The sequence below is a fragment of the Superficieibacter sp. HKU1 genome (assembly GCF_029319185.1).
In the GTDB taxonomy this organism is placed as follows: Bacteria; Pseudomonadota; Gammaproteobacteria; order Enterobacterales; family Enterobacteriaceae; genus Superficieibacter.
Window position 1 is genome coordinate 800,694 of the sequence record NZ_CP119754.1, and the last position, 16,570, is coordinate 817,263.

Genomic DNA, 16,570 nt, shown 5'->3' on the forward strand with positions numbered 1-16,570 from the left:
AGCTTTCTACTTTTGGCAATAAAAACCCGGCGCAGTGGCCGGGCTTCTTCTAAAGAAGGCTAGCTAAATATCTAAGCTGCCTCTGATACCTTGTAACAGATTGGTTGACCTGAAGTCTTTTTCCTTCGCTGACAGTATGGAATCTACCAACTTTGAGTTGTGAAATTGGTATACTTTCAGCGCCACTTATCTGCCCGCTGGATACAAAGTCATCGGTAACTACGAAAGCTTTACTTACATCATCATCAGCAAAAAGATTTTTATATTTTTCTGCAATTTTTACAGCTCTCTCTATATACATTTGAGAAGCCTTGCCCGGGGTGGATGAAAGTCGACTTTTCGAGCCAGCCATTGTCATAACAATTGCTGCCACTTTTGGAGAGGCTAAACCACCCGCGCGCTCGTTCCACATCTGGAAGTCTTTGTCACGTCTCGACAGCATATCCATTGTTAGGCTTAATGACTCAATTGAATGCTCATCAACCCTTACAGGAATTATTAACGCTTCAGCGGCGCACCAGGCTAAGTGAGTCCCACCCGCATAAAAAGGACTGGTATCCATCAATAGAACATCACATTTTTTATCCCTTGCTTCTTCATTCATTATTGAGTGAAGTGAGGTTAAAAGGGTAGCCACTGCTTTGGGTTCACCGCGAGAAAGAGCTACCTGTAGCTGCTGATACATACTTGAAGGGAAAGCAAATAGCTCTGGATCACCGGGAATTGCATAGCATGCTTTTCCGCCCTTAAAATCATCTATGTAAGAACTCACTCTATAAGAAATATCTTCGGGTTTTTCGCCGAAGGCTGGGCCCAACATTTTCGGCGTTAACGCATGAGAAATTGTAACTTTCGGTTCGGCCCCCTTCAGTAACGTTTCAGTGAGGTTGCATTGAGGACAAAGATCGGCAACTAATACTGATGTATGTCTAGAAATCTCATATGCCAGATTAAAAGACATGGTTGATTTCCCAACACCTCCTCGCAGGTTGGAAACCGCATAACTTTTAAATCTCGGTCCGCCAGTAGAGATATAACCTTCTTCGACAACCTGCGCATAACGCTTTAAAACATCTTCAACTAATGAAGCCATGATTTACCTCCTGAAGTGAACAGCAATATTTAACCACCACAAGGCAGCAGGAGCAAGAAAAAAGTGCAGGTTTAATAAATTATTGCAGGTTTCTGATAATTTTGCAGGTTTTATGATTTCATGCAGGTTCTAAGATACCTTGCAGTTATAAAATCGCTTCCCTATGGCCTCTGATTATCTCTTGGCTAAACAAACCAACGCTACATCTCTACATGAATCGCTTACAGGCAATGACTTCCTTAATCAAAAGGTTAGCTTTGATGTGAAAAGTTCATCATTCATAGCTATCGCTATATTGATCTTCGTCCCTTTTAAAAATACTGTATGTATACACAGCAATGAAAGAGGATAACAATAATGCCTCGCATATATGAGATTGACAGCGCATTCAGAGCTGCCGTTATGAAAAACCCAAAAGGATTTTTATGGTTGCGCTCTGACGATTTTATCCGCGAATTGCGGGTGAGAAACTGGCATTTTACGCAAGCGGAAGCAAACAGATGGATAGAACGTTACCAGCCTGATTTCGTTGATAAGACGCCTGACTTTAGCGAAAACAGGTTCTGGATCCTGCGTAACATGGGGAGGGTTCATTAATGGGATTTCCTTCACCGGCTCAGGATTATACCGAGCGCCGCTTAACACCAGAGACGATTTGCCAGATCGACAATAACAGCCTGGTTATTGAGACATCATCTGGTTATGCCGTCATCAACGGTGCGTTACGTTGCCAGCAGCGCAGTACGGTGATGATCCAGTTCCATGGGCATTCAAAGTTCGCAAAGCTGCTGGGCCAGGCATTCATTACCGATGATGGAGATGCGATCGAAGGAGAGGCGCTGGACGATGTTAATGTCGTCGGCGTGGTGACGTTCTTCATCAACCGAACCAGAGAGGATGATTGCCCGGTGATGTAAGGTTTTTAGCATCTACGCTGGCAGAAATGGCGATGCGAATAATCGCAAATCAGACAACTCTTTGCGTTAACAAAAAACCCGGCATTTGCCGGGTTTCTAGTCATTAAGCAGCTTTCTTAACAGGTTTTTTCTTTGCTGCACGTTCGTTGAGGTCATCTATAAGACCACGAAGCCTGTATGAGTTTAAAAGAAGTTTCTGCAATGATTTGTTCATAGTCATAATTGCTCCTGCTCGGGTTACTACCAAGTATTGGGTTGAATTCCGTGATTAACAACCTGTTCATGCGCCTCTAAAGATTTCTTCAAATCTTTCTGCTGAACAGCCATTAAAAGACTTTCTGCATACATAATGCCTTGTCGGATATTCATCAATCCCACGCTTGCCCCTGCGGCATCAAGGTCGTGTTTCTCAGTTACCAAGCGCTCAATTTCATGGTTAAGCTCATCGGCACCTGACTTCATTTTAGCCAAAGTATCCTGAAGTTCTTTAAAACTAGGATTTGTCAGCTCGTAAAGACCCTCCATGCCATGCACTGAAAAGAGAGATCCTAACGACTCCAAAGCATAGACAATTGACTCAATAGCCTTATCATATGCGTCCTTTTCTTCTTGTAACATTGTAGATCCTGGCTAAGTATGCAGAACAAAAATTGGTCAATCATCATACACTCATGATGGGGACAATCAAGATCAATTTCAACCTTCTTTAATTTGCAGCAACAAAAAACGCTTACTGTGCCGACAATGAAACATGCATTAACTGGTAATAATTTATACACCCAAAACGAGTGAACATAGGACATACTTTACGATGAATTTATGCGTTCACGACAATAAGAATAGTTAATCGTCTTATCATCTTCTTTAAAATAAAAGTAACTTTACAAGCTATTCAAACAGTTATATCAAACTGAAATCGCAATCTTCAATGAGGTTGTACTATCAACCTTTAAAAGCGCAATGTACAATCAACTCCATAAATTTTAGTTTGTACATAATGATGTACATAATGGAAAAGAAAAATATGTCGATGTCCCTCTATCTCTCTGAGGTAGCCAAGCGAAGAACCTTTGCCATTATCTCTCACCCGGATGCCGGTAAAACGACCATCACTGAAAAAGTGTTGCTGTTCGGACAGGCGATCCAGACCGCCGGTACGGTAAAAGGCCGTGGCTCCAGCCAGCATGCCAAATCCGACTGGATGGAAATGGAAAAGCAGCGTGGGATCTCAATCACCACCTCGGTGATGCAGTTTCCGTATCACGACAGCCTCGTCAACCTGCTGGATACCCCCGGGCACGAAGACTTCTCGGAAGATACCTACCGTACGCTGACGGCGGTCGACTGCTGCCTGATGGTCATCGATGCTGCAAAAGGGGTAGAAGACCGGACCCGTAAGCTGATGGAAGTCACCCGTCTGCGCGATACGCCGATCATTACCTTTATGAACAAGCTGGACCGCGACATCCGCGATCCGATGGAACTGCTGGATGAAGTCGAGAACGAGCTGAAGATTGGCTGTGCGCCGATCACCTGGCCTATCGGCTGCGGCAAACTGTTCAAAGGCGTTTACCACCTTTATAAAGACGAAACGTATCTTTACCAGACCGGTAAAGGCCATACCATCCAGGAAGTCCGTATTGTTAAGGGGCTGAACAACCTGGATCTGGACGCGGCGGTCGGCGACGATCTGGCGCAGCAGCTTCGCGACGAGCTGGAGCTGGTCCAGGGCGCGTCGAACGAGTTCGATAAAGATCTTTTCCTGGCGGGCGAAATTACCCCGGTCTTTTTCGGCACCGCGCTGGGTAACTTTGGCGTCGATCATATGCTGGATGGTCTGGTGGAATGGGCACCCGCGCCGATGCCGCGTAAAACAGATACGCGTACCGTAGAGGCGGCCGATGAGAAATTCACCGGCTTCGTCTTTAAGATCCAGGCCAACATGGACCCGAAACACCGTGACCGCGTGGCTTTTATGCGCGTCGTTTCCGGTAAATATGAAAAGGGTATGAAACTGCGTCAGGTTCGTATCGGTAAAGACGTGGTGATTTCCGATGCGCTGACCTTTATGGCTGGCGACCGCTCACACGTTGAAGAAGCGTATCCTGGCGATATCATCGGCCTGCATAACCACGGCACCATTCAGATCGGCGATACCTTTACCCAGGGCGAAATGATGAAGTTCACCGGTATCCCGAACTTCGCGCCGGAACTGTTCCGCCGCATTCGTCTGAAGGATCCGCTGAAGCAGAAACAGCTGCTGAAAGGGCTGGTCCAGCTCTCGGAAGAAGGTGCGGTGCAGGTATTCCGTCCCATCGCCAACAACGATCTGATTGTTGGTGCGGTCGGTGTTCTCCAGTTTGACGTGGTGGTTGCCCGTCTTAAAAGTGAATACAACGTTGAAGCGATCTACGAATCGGTTAACGTGGCGACCGCCCGCTGGGTCGAAAGCACCGACGTGAAGAAATTCGAAGAGTTTAAACGTAAGAATGAACTTCACCTCGCCCTCGACGGTGGCGATAACCTGACGTATATCGCGCCGACGATGGTCAACCTGAACATCACCCAGGAACGTTATCCTGACGTGCAGTTCCGTAAAACGCGCGAGCACTAATCTCTATGCCTTGCCGGGCGCGGCAGCCGCCGCGCCCGTTACTTTCCCTGCCTTATTAATCCCTTGCGGAAATATCTTAATTCAACGCTTTTTCGCTTCGAATGGTCTTTTTTTAGTCATCTGCGCAAGCGGAATTACCATTGTGATCTATATTTAACAAAGTGATGACAAGTTGACTGGCTGAATGCTCTGTTCAATGCGTGAATAGCAGGTTTATTAGCCAGTTAATTTGTTAATCACCATATTAATAACTGAAGAACGGCGGTCACCACCCACTTCTTACCATTAAGCCTCGCTTATGTTGAGAAAGCACACTGACTGCTATTAGGTGAGATTTCACCGCTACAGCAAAGCGGCGTTGTGGTCGCAAGCGTCCAGATAATGGACAAACCTACAGGATGAGTTCGATGACTATGAAAAGACTGAAGATTTCTAAATCTCTGCTGGCTGTGATGTTAGGTACTGCGCTGGTGAGCGGCTCCGCCCTGGCGGAAAGCTCTACTGCGGATCATGCGAAAGCAACCTCTGACAGCGCAGGGCAAAAAATCGATAGCTCTATGAATAAAGTCGGCAATTTCATGGACGACAGCGCGATTACAGCTAAAGTTAAAGCGGCGCTGGTTGATCACGAAACGATTAAGAGCACCGACATCTCCGTGAAAACAGAGAAAAAGGTGGTTACGTTGAGCGGCTTTGTTGAGAGTCAGGCACAGGCTGAAGAAGCGGTGAAAGTGACAAAACAAGTTGAAGGCGTTTCGTCTGTCAGCGACAAACTTCACGTACGTGACAGCAAGTCACAGGGCGTGAAAGGCTATGCGGGCGATACGGCTACCACCAGCGAGATCAAAGCCAAATTGCTGGCCGATGATATTGTCCCGGCACGTAAAGTGAAAGTGGAAACCACCGACGGTGTGGTCCAGCTTTCCGGGACCGTAGATTCCCAGGCACAGATTGATCGTGCTGAAAGCGTCGCCAAAGCGGTTGACGGCGTGAAAAGCGTTAAGAACGACCTTAAAGCGAAGTAAATCGCAGAATACGGACCCCGGATCTCACGCCGGGGACGTGTAAACTAAAAGTAAACGACATTGCAGTGAGCAGCCTGAGCGCTCATGTTTAGCGGTCGACAATGACTATGGTAAAGGAGAAACGTATGTTTCGTTGGGGCATTATATTTCTGGTTATCGCGTTAATTGCCGCCGCTCTGGGTTTTGGTGGTCTGGCAGGTACGGCAGCGGGCGCAGCAAAAATCGTCTTTATCGTCGGTATTATTCTGTTCCTCGTCAGCCTGTTTATGGGCCGTCGACGTCCATAGCGACGAGTTAGATGTGGTAAAAATGTAAAAGCCAGTCTCCGGACTGGCTTTTGCAGTTTCAGCGCCGGGTAAATTGCGCTACCTTAGTCGTATAACTAAGAATAATGAAAACAGGAAAGCAGGGTGGGACAACGAATTCCCGTGACGCTCGGCAATATAGCGCCATTATCGGTTGAACCCTTCCGTCCTGAAAAGCTTGCGCTGGTGTGTGAAGGGGGAGGCCAAAGGGGTATTTTTACTGCCGGGGTGCTGGACGAATTCATGCGCGCGCAATTCAACCCCTTCGATCTCTTTCTCGGGACGTCTGCCGGGGCGCAAAATCTCTCCGCTTATCTGTGTAACCAACCCGGCTATGCGCGTAAAGTCATCATGCGCTACACCACCACCCGCGATTTCTTCAATCCGCTGCGTTTCGTGCGCGGCGGCAATCTAATCGATCTTGACTGGCTGGTGGACGCCACCGCCAGCAAAATGCCGCTGGCGATGGGCTATGCGGCAGAACAGTTCGAACGGGGCAAGGCGTTCTATATGTGCGCCTGTCGTCAGGACGACTACACGCCGGGCTATTTTGCCCCTGACGAAAAAAACTGGCTGGATCTGATCCGCGCTTCCAGCGCCATTCCGGGCTTTTACCGTAGCGGCGTTTTGCTGGACGGCATCAACTACCTGGACGGCGGCGTCAGCGATGCGATCCCGGTGCAGGAGGCCGCCAGACGTGGGGCCACAACCATCGTGGTGATCCGTACCGTGCCGTCGCAGATGTACTATACGCCGCAGTGGTTCAAACGGATGGAGCGCTGGCTGGGCGAGAGCAGCCTGCAACCGCTGGTCAACGTCGTGCAGCATCACGAAACCAGCTATCACGCAATCCAGCAGTTTATTGAACAGCCGCCGGACAACCTGCGGATCTTCGAAATTTATCCACCGAAAGTACTGAACAGTATGGCGCTGGGCAGTGGCCTGCCCGCGCTGCGGGAAGACTACAAAACCGGACGGCTGTGCGGACGCTACTTCCTGGCAACCGTCGGTAAACTGCTGGCGGAAAGCCCGCCGCTGCTGCGCCACGCGCCGCGCATTCAGGTTCCTGCGACGGTAGTGGTACCGCCAGCGCCTGTGGCTAATGATACCATCCAGACACCGATCGTCCCTGCGCCGCAGGCTAACGATGCCAGTTTTAATCACGAGGATCTGGCGTGACGGCGCGCTTCATTGATACCCACTGCCATTTCGACTTTCCGCCTTTTACCGGCGATGAAAGCGCCAGCGTGGAAAAAGCGGCGCGGGCGGGCGTCGATAAAATTATCCTTCCGGCAACCGAAGCCGATAACTTTGCCCGCGTTAGTGCGCTTGCGCAGCAGCACGAGGCGATTTATATGGCACTCGGCCTGCACCCCATCGTCATTGAACGCCATACCGACGCTTCCCTTGATCGGCTGGAGAATTACCTGGCCGCACCGTCTGACAAGCTGGTGGCGATCGGCGAGATTGGTCTGGATCTTTATCGGGACGAGCCGCAGTTTGATCGTCAGGAAACATTGCTGGATCAGCAACTGATCCTGGCAAAGCGCTATGATTTACCGGTGATCCTTCACTCGCGACGCACTCACGATAAACTGGCAATGCATCTGAAACGCCACGATTTGCCGCGGACCGGCGTTGTGCATGGCTTTGCAGGCAGCCTGGTGCAGGCTGAACGCTTTATTCAGCTAGGCTACAAAATCGGCGTCGGCGGCACCATTACGTATCCACGCGCCAGCAAAACCCGCAACGTGATGGCGCAATTGCCGCTGGAGGCGCTGCTGCTGGAAACCGACGCGCCGGATATGCCGCTGAATGGTTTTCAGGGCCAGCCGAACCGGCCTGAACAGGTGGCTCGGGTGTTTGCCACATTATGCGAGCTGAGGCCGGAGCCTGCGGAAGTGATTGCTGAGGCAATATGGCGGAATACGGTGGCGCTGTTTACATTTGCCGGAGAGTAAAAAATCGTACCGTTGACCTTTTGCCGGATGGCGACGCTGGCGCGTCTTGTCCGGCCGACAAGTCGATGACTTATATCCGGCACCCTGTCTGCGGTGCTGCAAAATTACAAATACAGCGCCGGAAAAATCAATTTCTTTACGCCCCGCGCCCTTAATGCTGTCGCAACCTGATTCACCTCCTCCGGCGTGGCACCCGGCCACGTTTTCGCTTCGCCATAGACGCCATGAGCATGAAAGGCATTGAGGCGTACCGGCACATCGCCCAGTTGGGATATAAATGCCGCCAGCGGTTCAATATGCTCCAGGTAATCCACCTGACCCGGAATAACCAACAGCCGTAACTCGGCCAGCTTTCCACGATCCGCCAGCAGCAGGATACTGCGCTTGATCGGCGCGTTATCCCTGCCTGTCAGCGCCAGGTGGCATTCGCGACTCCAGGCTTTCAGGTCGATCATCGCACCGTCGCACACGGGTAATAGCTTTTCCCAGCCGGTTTCACTAAGCAGGCCATTGCTGTCCACCAGGCAGGTTAACTGGCGTAATTGCGGGTCGGCTTTGATCGCGCTGAACAGCGCCAGCAAAAAGGGTAATTGCGTTGTCGCCTCGCCGCCGCTGACGGTAATGCCTTCAATAAAAAAAAGCGACGTGTGCAGATGCGCGAGCACCTCTTCCACGCTCATGGTTTGCGCCATCGGCGTCGCCTGCTGAGGACACAGATGAAGACAGGTGTCGCATTGCTGGCAGGCACCTGCATTCCAGATGATCCGGCCATCGACACATGACAAAGCCTGATGCGGGCACTGCGGAACGCATTCCCCGCAATAGTTACAACATCCTATTGTCCACGGATTATGACAGTTCTTACAGCGCAGATTGCAGCCCTGTAAAAACAGGGCCAGGCGGCTGCCCGGCCCGTCCACGCAGGAGAAGGGGATAAGCTTACTGACCGAAGCGCATCTGCTGTTCATGGCTTATCACACGAGGTTGACGTTCCATTATGCGCGTATTGCGCGAGGCCTCTTCGCCCAGCCAGGTGGTATTCAGGCGCGAGCCTTCGGCGCGATACTTCTCCAGATCGGAAAGACGCACCATATAGCCGGTCACGCGTACCAGATCGTTACCGCATACGTTAGCGGTAAACTCACGCATTCCGGCTTTGAATGCGCCGAGGCACAGCTGGACCAGCGCCTGCGGATTGTTCTTGATGGTTTCGTCGAGGGTCAGTATATCGCTGATCCCCGCCTGATAATGGGCGTGATGCGGGGCGACGGTTTGCAGATGGGTAATCGGATCCGGCTCGTCGCCGTAGGGCAAACGCGCGCCCGGCGTGGTGCCAGAATCTGCACTAATGCCGGACTGAGCGTGCAGCATGGCCCGATTTTTCCAGCCGTATTTGACCGGTGTAGTGGCAACGAATTCGGCAAGCTGCGCGCTGATACGATAACCCAGTTGATTGGCCTCATCGTCCTTACCGTAACGCGCAGTCGATCCCGCTTTTTCATACAGAATATTGACGGCCTCCGCCAGCGCGTACATGCCAAACATGGGGACAAACCGCTGTGGATCGATTAACCCTTCCTTCACCAGGAAGCTGTTATCAAAGAAATGTGACTGCTGATAAAGAAATTCACATCGCGCATCAATAATCGCCCGCTGCTGTTCACAGTAGTGGGGAAGGGCACGCGAAAAGAAGTCCTCTGCTGACTGGCTGCGCTCTGCGACCGCTTTCAGGTTCATCCTGACCAGCGTACTGCCGCCCCCGGCTAACGGCAGTGAGTTGTAACAGCTCACCACGCCATAGTGGCCTTTTGTGAAAATTTTATCATTTATCGGCCCGTTAGCGATGTGTGGTTTACTGCATTCGCAGATATTTTTCGCCACCGACAGCAGCAGATCGCCCGGCGTGACGTCGGGATCGTAGATAAACGTCAGATTGGGGGAAACCTGCTTCAACTCCGCATCGGCGCGCAGAATGGCGCGGGTGACAGGCGTATCCGCCGGGCCGATATTGGCGTGCATAAACGCATCGGGCAGCGTCCTGTCGAGATAGCGCCAGAAACGTTTAATTCGAATATCGATCTCTTCTTGTGTTAGAATTTTAACATAGGGTTGCAGCAACGCATCAAGCTGACCCAGATAGACCGGCATTGAGGTCACGGAAGGGACGTGATGATACAGAATGGTCAACAATGAAAGCGCGTCATCAAGATCCTGCGCGCCTTCAAGTTCCAGCCACGCCGAGCCTTGCTCAAGAAACCTGGCGTAATCCGGCAGAATATAACGTGGCTTGAACGGCGCATGGCCTTCAAACATATCGCAAATCACGCCGTCATCCAGCGCCGCTTGCGCTGCAATCGTCAGCGCCGGAGGAGGTAAAGCATTTTCTGCCTCCAGCGCGAGAAAGTGGCGCTTTTGTTCAGGGCTGAGCACTGGACTGGTCACAATCTGCTGGCAACGTTGTTGCAGCGTGTTATCGCATGGGATGGGCATTGTCGCGTCCTTATTATGCCGTAATGATGCTCTATTCTAAGAAAAGGGAGAGAAGGCGCTTTTGATCCTGATGCCTTCATTTGCAGAAACACGATTGTCGTAAGTGATGTAGATCTCATTACAGCAATGCAAATTTGTACGAAGTTTTCATTAACTGTGATGTATGTCGATATGTAATCGCGAGTGGATGTTAGAATACTAACAGACTCGCAAGGTGAAATTTTATACGGCGACGCCGTGGAGAATCAAATGAGCGATTTAAAAGCAAGCAGCCTGCGCGCACTGAAACTGATGGACCTGACCACCCTGAATGACGACGACACCAATGAAAAAGTGATCGCGCTGTGTCATCAGGCGAAAACCCCGGTAGGCAATACCGCCGCCGTTTGTATTTACCCGCGTTTTATCCCCATTGCGCGTAAGACGTTGAAAGAGCAGGGCACGCCGGATATCCGCATCGCCACCGTCACCAACTTCCCGCACGGCAACGACGACATCGATATCGCGCTGGCCGAAACCCGCGCGGCGATTGCTTACGGTGCTGATGAAGTTGACGTGGTGTTCCCGTACCGCGCGCTGATCGCCGGTAACGAACAGGTTGGTTTTGACCTGGTGAAAGCCTGTAAAGACGCCTGTGCGGCGGCCAGTGTGCTGCTGAAAGTGATCATCGAAACCGGTGAACTGAAAGAAGAAGCGCTCATTCGTAAAGCCTCGGAAATCGCCATTAAAGCAGGTGCGGATTTCATTAAAACCTCGACCGGTAAAGTGCCGGTGAATGCGACGCCGGAAAGCGCGCGCATCATGCTGGAAACGATCCGCGATATGGATGTGGCAAAAACCGTGGGTTTTAAACCGGCAGGCGGCGTACGTAGCGCGGAAGACGCGCAGCAGTTCCTGGCGATTGCAGACGAACTGTTTGGCGCTGACTGGGCGGACTCCCGCCATTACCGCTTCGGCGCATCCAGCCTGCTGGCCAGTCTGCTGAAAGCGCTGGGTCACGGCGACGGTAAGAGCGCCAGCAGCTATTAATCGTTGCCTCTCCTTTTGTCGGCCGGATGCGCCTTATCCGGCCTGCCGCTATCCTTCCACTCTTTTCCTCTGGAGGTCCCTTGTTTCTCGCACAAGAAATTATTCGTAAAAAACGTGATGGTCACGCGCTAAGCGACGAAGAAATTCGGTTTTTCATCAACGGTATCCGTGATAACACCGTCTCCGAAGGACAGATTGCTGCCCTGGCGATGACCATTTTCTTCCACGATATGACGATGCCTGAACGCGTTTCGCTCACTATGGCGATGCGAGATTCAGGAACCGTACTGGACTGGAAAAGCCTGAATCTGAACGGGCCGATTGTCGATAAACACTCTACCGGCGGCGTGGGCGATGTTACCTCGCTGATGCTCGGCCCGATGGTGGCGGCATGCGGCGGTTACATTCCGATGATCTCCGGGCGCGGCCTCGGTCATACCGGCGGCACGCTTGATAAACTGGAAGCGATCCCTGGTTTCGATATCTTTCCGGACGACAACCGTTTCCGCGAGATAATTAAAGACGTCGGTGTGGCGATTATCGGGCAAACCAGCTCGCTCGCACCGGCGGATAAACGTTTTTATGCCACCCGCGATATTACGGCAACGGTGGATTCTATCCCGCTGATCACCGGTTCTATCCTCGCTAAAAAGCTGGCGGAAGGGCTGGATGCGCTGGTAATGGACGTCAAAGTGGGCAGCGGTGCGTTTATGCCAACTTACGAACTTTCCGCCGCGCTGGCCGAGGCGATTGTGGGCGTGGCGAACGGCGCAGGCGTGCGTACTACCGCTCTGCTGACCGATATGAATCAGGTATTGGCTTCCAGCGCGGGTAACGCGGTGGAAGTGCGCGAAGCCGTGCAGTTCCTGACCGGTGAATACCGTAACCCGCGTCTGTTTGACGTCACAATGGCGCTGTGCGTTGAGATGCTGATCTCCGGTCAGCTTGCCAAAGACGATGCCGATGCGCGGGCGAAGCTGCAGGCGGTGCTGGATAACGGTAAAGCGGCGGAAATCTTCGGTCGTATGGTGGCAGCGCAGAAAGGCCCCGGCGACTTCGTGGAAAACTACGCGAAATATCTGCCGACGGCGATGCTCAGCAAGGCCGTGTACGCCGACACCGAAGGCTTCGTCAGCGCAATGGATACCCGCGCGCTGGGGATGGCGGTAGTGTCTATGGGCGGCGGGCGTCGCCAGGCGTCAGATACCATCGATTACAGCGTCGGCTTTACCGACATGGCGCGTCTGGGCGACAGCGTTGACGGTCAGCGTCCTCTGGCGGTGATCCATGCCAAAGACGAAGCCAGCTGGCAGGAAGCGGCGAAAGCTGTTAAAGCGGCTATTGCCCTTGACGATAAGGCGCCGGAAACCACGCCAGTGGTCTACCGTCGCATCACTGAATAGCACACATCATTCGCGTGATGGCGGTGCCGGTCGCGGTCATCTTCCCAAAACGCTAATGATTTAGGGTATACTGATCTGATCGCTTTTTTTTATGAGCACTACGTACGGAGAAACTATGAAACGTGCATTTATTATGGTGCTGGACTCTTTCGGCATCGGCGCTACCGAAGATGCGAAAAACTTTGGTGACACAGGTTCTGATACGCTGGGTCATATCGCAGAAGCCTGCGCCAAAGGCGAGGCTGACCATGGCCGTAAAGGCCCGTTACACCTGCCTAACCTGACCCGCCTGGGGCTGGCGAAAGCTCACGAAGGTTCGACCGGTAAAATTGCTGCTGGTCTTGATGGCAACGCTGAAGTTATCGGCGCTTATGCCTGGGCGCATGAACTTTCCTCCGGTAAAGATACCCCGTCCGGACACTGGGAAATCGCTGGTGTACCGGTGCTGTTTGACTGGGGCTACTTTAGCGACCATGAAAACAGTTTCCCGCAGGAACTGCTCGATAAGCTGGTGGAACGTGCCAGCCTGCCAGGCTACCTCGGCAACTGCCACTCTTCCGGAACGGTGATCCTGGACCAGCTGGGTGAAGAGCACATGAAAACCGGCAAGCCGATTTTCTACACCTCTGCGGACTCTGTATTCCAGATCGCCTGTCATGAAGAAACTTTTGGCCTCGATAAACTTTACGAGCTGTGTGAAATCGCCCGTGAAGAGCTGACGGAAGGCGGCTACAACATTGGCCGCGTTATTGCCCGTCCGTTTGTCGGTGATAAAGCCGGTAACTTCCAGCGTACCGGCAACCGTCACGATCTGGCCGTCGAACCGCCGGCGCCGACCGTGCTGCAAAAACTGGTCGATGAGAAAAACGGCCAGGTGGTTTCTGTTGGCAAGATTGCGGATATCTACGCCAACTGCGGCATCACCAAAAAAGTGAAAGCGACCGGTCTGGACGCGCTGTTCGACGCCACCATTAAAGAGATGAAAGACGCGGGTGATGAGACCATCGTGTTCACTAACTTCGTGGACTTCGACTCTTCGTGGGGTCACCGTCGCGATATCGCCGGTTATGCCGCGGGTCTGGAGCTGTTCGACCGCCGTCTGCCGGAGCTGATGGAACTGGTGGGAGAGGATGATATTCTGATCCTGACCGCTGACCACGGCTGCGATCCAAGCTGGACCGGGACCGATCACACCCGTGAACACATTCCGGTGCTGATCTACGGCCCGAAAGTGAAAGCGGGTTCGCTGGGGCACCGTGAAACCTTCGCGGATATTGGTCAGACCGTGGCGAGCTATTTCGGTACGTCGCCAATGGAATACGGCAAAAATATGCTGTGATGCCATTGTCCGGTGGCGCTTTGCTTACCGGGCCTGCGGTTTTATCGACTTGTAGGCCGGGTAAAGCGAAGCCGCCATTCGGCACTATTGTGCAGGGGAGTGGCTGATGTACTCCTCTCTGATAAATATATAATGAATAAGGACCTGAAGATGGCAACTCCTCACATTAACGCAGAAATGGGTGACTTCGCTGACGTCGTTTTGATGCCGGGCGACCCGCTGCGCGCTAAACACATTGCTGAAACCTTCCTCGAAGACGTGCGTGAAGTTAACAACGTCCGCGGCATGCTGGGTTACACCGGTACTTACAAGGGTCGCAAAATCTCTGTAATGGGTCACGGTATGGGGATCCCGTCCTGCTCCATCTACACCAAAGAGCTGATCACCGATTTCGGCGTGAAAAAAATCATCCGCGTTGGTTCCTGCGGCGCGGTGCGTGCCGACGTGAAACTGCGTGATGTCGTGATCGGCATGGGCGCCTGCACCGACTCCAAAGTGAACCGTCTGCGCTTTAAAGACCATGACTTCGCCGCCATTGCCGACTTTGGCATGGTGCGTGACGCGGTTGACGCGGCAAAAGCGCTGGGCGTGGAAGCGCGCGTCGGCAACATCTTCTCTGCCGATCTGTTTTACACGCCGGACCCGTCTATGTTCGACGTGATGGAAAAATACGGCATTCTGGGCGTGGAAATGGAAGCGGCGGGTATTTATGGCGTGGCGGCTGAGTTCGGTGCGAAAGCACTGACCATCTGCACCGTGTCTGACCATATCCGTACCCACGAACAGACGACGGCGGCTGAACGTCAGACCACTTTCAACGATATGATCAAAATCGCGCTGGAATCTGTACTGCTGGGCGATAAAGCGTAAGTTTTTTTAGCCCGGTGGCGCAGCGCTAAACCGGGCCTGCAAAACTGCGCAAAATCTGCACGCCGGATAAGGCATTAGCCGCCATCCGGCGTATTTTTCCCCGAAGTATCTATTCACCAATTTTAATTTTTTAAAAATTTACCGTTATTTTTCAGTGGCGTGGCGTTTTAAATCTATCCAGGAATCTATTCATTCGGTACGGCCATGCATCCAGGGTGGGCATACAAGCAACGCCTCCGGACATTCATAAATTTCTGCCATTCTACTTTTCATATGTGCACTTATTTGTTCTTTTTCGATACGTTTAAGCGCGTCTGGAGTGATGCTTAACATTTTCGCTGCATCAGTACGTGATACATTTTTATAGATGCGTACTGCGGCAAGCCAGGAAACTTTTTGACTAACCATGGTTAATGCAATCGCTTGTTCTTGTTTTAGCAGATCAATCACCTTGCTTTACCTTACTGCCCCGGCCACCCACGCCGATACCTCCCGCAGCTCTTTTTCCTGCTCCGGGAAATCAACCAGCAGCGCTTCGCATTCCTGCTGTAGCATATCCGCCCGATACAGGCAGCCCTGCAAACGGCCTGCCAGCGCTTCCAGCGGCGCGGGATTCAGACTATCGGTAAAGATCTGCGTGCGGGTGATGTGACCTTTTTCAACGTCGAAATGCAGTTCCACGCCGCCCCAGGTAAAGCGTTCATCCAGCAAATGACTAAAGGCCGGAGCCTGACCGAAGTTCCACTCCCAGCTGCTCTGGCGGGCAAAGGTTTCAGCAAAATTTGGCAGATCCGGCATTTTTTCCGGTGAGATGATTTCGGCGTCAACGCGCTCACCATAACAGCTGAAAAAGGCCCCGGTGACCGCCTCGCAGATCTGCTGATGGGTAATGCCTGGTAGCAGCTCTACCAGATTGGCGACCCGGCCACGAACCGAGGTAATGCCCTTGGCAGCCAGCTTCTTTTTATCCGGATTCAGATAATTAGCCAGGCGGCTGAGATCGGCATTGAGCAGCAGCGTCCCGTGATGGAAGCCGCGATCTTTGGTTTCGCGATAGGCTGAACCGGAGACTTTCCGATCGCCTTCAGACGTTTTCACCACCAGATCGTTGCGCCCGGACGCCTCCGCCGTAACGCCCAACGCGTTTAAGGCATTGAGCACAATCGCGGTGGAGACCGTTTTATCGTACTCCGGTTTTCCGGCCATAAAGGTGAAACAGGTATTGCCGAGATCGTGAAATACCGCGCCGCCACCGCTACTGCGCCGTGCCAGCCGCACATTGTCTTCTTCCATCCGGCGAGTGTTACACTCTCTCCACGGATTTTGCGCGCGTCCGATGACTACCGTGTCGGCATTGCGCCACAAAAACAGCACGCGCTGCGTGGCGGGCATCTGGCGGAAAATAGTGTCCTCTACGGCCAGGTTAAACCACGGATCGTACGAGTCGGAAAGAAGCAGGCGTAATGTCGGCATCAAACTATCCTTTTCATCATCGCTTTGCGGCAAATAAGCGCCATATTGCGG

General features: G+C 52.2%; 16 protein-coding genes. 10 read left to right on the forward strand and 6 right to left on the reverse strand.

What is annotated here, in order from left to right; genetic code table 11:
* Positions 1-49: 49 nt before the first annotated feature.
* Entirely contained in the window at positions 50-1,093 is a 1,044-nt protein-coding gene (locus P0H77_RS03925) for a ParA family protein (protein ID WP_276163657.1), read from the reverse strand.
* A 596-nt stretch (positions 1,094-1,689) separates the two neighbouring features.
* Between P0H77_RS03925 and P0H77_RS03935 the strand changes: the two genes are divergently transcribed.
* Entirely contained in the window at positions 1,690-2,010 is a 321-nt protein-coding gene (locus tag P0H77_RS03935) for a hypothetical protein (RefSeq protein ID WP_276163659.1), read from the forward strand.
* A gap of 240 nt (positions 2,011-2,250) precedes the next feature.
* Here P0H77_RS03935 and P0H77_RS03940 read toward each other — a convergent pair whose 3' ends face one another.
* A complete protein-coding gene (locus P0H77_RS03940; protein WP_276163660.1) occupies positions 2,251-2,628 on the reverse strand; it encodes a hypothetical protein in 378 nt (125 codons plus the stop codon).
* Positions 2,629-3,034: 406 nt separating this feature from the next.
* On the opposite strand from P0H77_RS03940, the gene prfC reads away from it, so the two are divergent.
* From prfC to P0H77_RS03965, 5 genes are all read left to right on the forward strand, one after another.
* Positions 3,035-4,624: a peptide chain release factor 3 gene (gene prfC, locus P0H77_RS03945; RefSeq protein WP_276165038.1), complete on the forward strand. Its 1,590-nt coding sequence runs from the start codon at positions 3,035-3,037 to the stop codon at positions 4,622-4,624.
* A gap of 407 nt (positions 4,625-5,031) precedes the next feature.
* Positions 5,032-5,649, forward strand: a complete 618-nt coding sequence (gene osmY, locus P0H77_RS03950; RefSeq protein ID WP_276163661.1) for a molecular chaperone OsmY — start codon at positions 5,032-5,034, stop codon at positions 5,647-5,649.
* A gap of 125 nt (positions 5,650-5,774) precedes the next feature.
* Positions 5,775-5,936 (forward strand): DUF1328 family protein, encoded by a 162-nt coding sequence (locus P0H77_RS03955; RefSeq protein ID WP_007373037.1) that lies wholly within the window; start codon positions 5,775-5,777, stop codon positions 5,934-5,936.
* Positions 5,937-6,059: 123 nt separating this feature from the next.
* On the forward strand, positions 6,060-7,133 hold the full coding sequence (locus P0H77_RS03960) for a patatin family protein (protein WP_276163662.1): 1,074 nt from the start codon (positions 6,060-6,062) through the stop codon (positions 7,131-7,133).
* Positions 7,130-7,915 (forward strand): metal-dependent hydrolase, encoded by a 786-nt coding sequence (locus tag P0H77_RS03965; protein ID WP_276163663.1) that lies wholly within the window; start codon positions 7,130-7,132, stop codon positions 7,913-7,915. Before P0H77_RS03960 ends, P0H77_RS03965 begins: the two co-directional genes overlap by 4 nt.
* Before the next feature lie 104 nt (positions 7,916-8,019).
* Here the strand turns inward: P0H77_RS03965 and P0H77_RS03970 are convergent, their stop codons facing one another.
* Together P0H77_RS03970 and P0H77_RS03975 are read right to left on the reverse strand one after the other, a co-directional pair.
* Positions 8,020-8,883 carry a YjjW family glycine radical enzyme activase gene (locus tag P0H77_RS03970; RefSeq protein ID WP_276163664.1) on the reverse strand — a complete coding sequence of 288 codons (864 nt, stop codon included), beginning with the start codon at positions 8,881-8,883 and terminating at the stop codon, positions 8,020-8,022.
* Entirely contained in the window at positions 8,855-10,405 is a 1,551-nt protein-coding gene (locus P0H77_RS03975; protein WP_276163665.1) for a YjjI family glycine radical enzyme, read from the reverse strand. The genes P0H77_RS03970 and P0H77_RS03975 overlap by 29 nt, the downstream gene beginning before the upstream one ends.
* A 249-nt stretch (positions 10,406-10,654) precedes the next feature.
* On the opposite strand from P0H77_RS03975, the gene deoC reads away from it, so the two are divergent.
* From deoC to deoD, 4 genes are all read left to right on the forward strand, one after another.
* Positions 10,655-11,434 (forward strand): deoxyribose-phosphate aldolase, encoded by a 780-nt coding sequence (gene deoC / locus P0H77_RS03980; protein ID WP_276163666.1) that lies wholly within the window; start codon positions 10,655-10,657, stop codon positions 11,432-11,434.
* Between the two features lie 80 nt (positions 11,435-11,514).
* Positions 11,515-12,837, forward strand: a complete 1,323-nt coding sequence (deoA, locus tag P0H77_RS03985) for a thymidine phosphorylase (RefSeq protein WP_276163667.1) — start codon at positions 11,515-11,517, stop codon at positions 12,835-12,837.
* 115 nt (positions 12,838-12,952) lie between these two features.
* Entirely contained in the window at positions 12,953-14,176 is a 1,224-nt protein-coding gene (deoB, locus tag P0H77_RS03990) for a phosphopentomutase (protein ID WP_276163668.1), read from the forward strand.
* Between the two features lie 150 nt (positions 14,177-14,326).
* Positions 14,327-15,046, forward strand: coding sequence for a purine-nucleoside phosphorylase (gene deoD, locus P0H77_RS03995; protein ID WP_276163669.1), 720 nt, complete (start codon positions 14,327-14,329; stop codon positions 15,044-15,046).
* A gap of 189 nt (positions 15,047-15,235) precedes the next feature.
* Here the strand turns inward: deoD and P0H77_RS04000 are convergent, their stop codons facing one another.
* Both P0H77_RS04000 and lplA read right to left on the reverse strand, forming a co-directional pair.
* On the reverse strand, positions 15,236-15,496 hold the full coding sequence (locus P0H77_RS04000; protein WP_276163670.1) for an XRE family transcriptional regulator: 261 nt from the start codon (positions 15,494-15,496) through the stop codon (positions 15,236-15,238).
* Between the two features lie 6 nt (positions 15,497-15,502).
* On the reverse strand, positions 15,503-16,519 hold the full coding sequence (gene lplA, locus P0H77_RS04005) for a lipoate--protein ligase LplA (protein WP_276163671.1): 1,017 nt from the start codon (positions 16,517-16,519) through the stop codon (positions 15,503-15,505).
* Between the last annotated feature and the right edge of the window lie 51 nt (positions 16,520-16,570).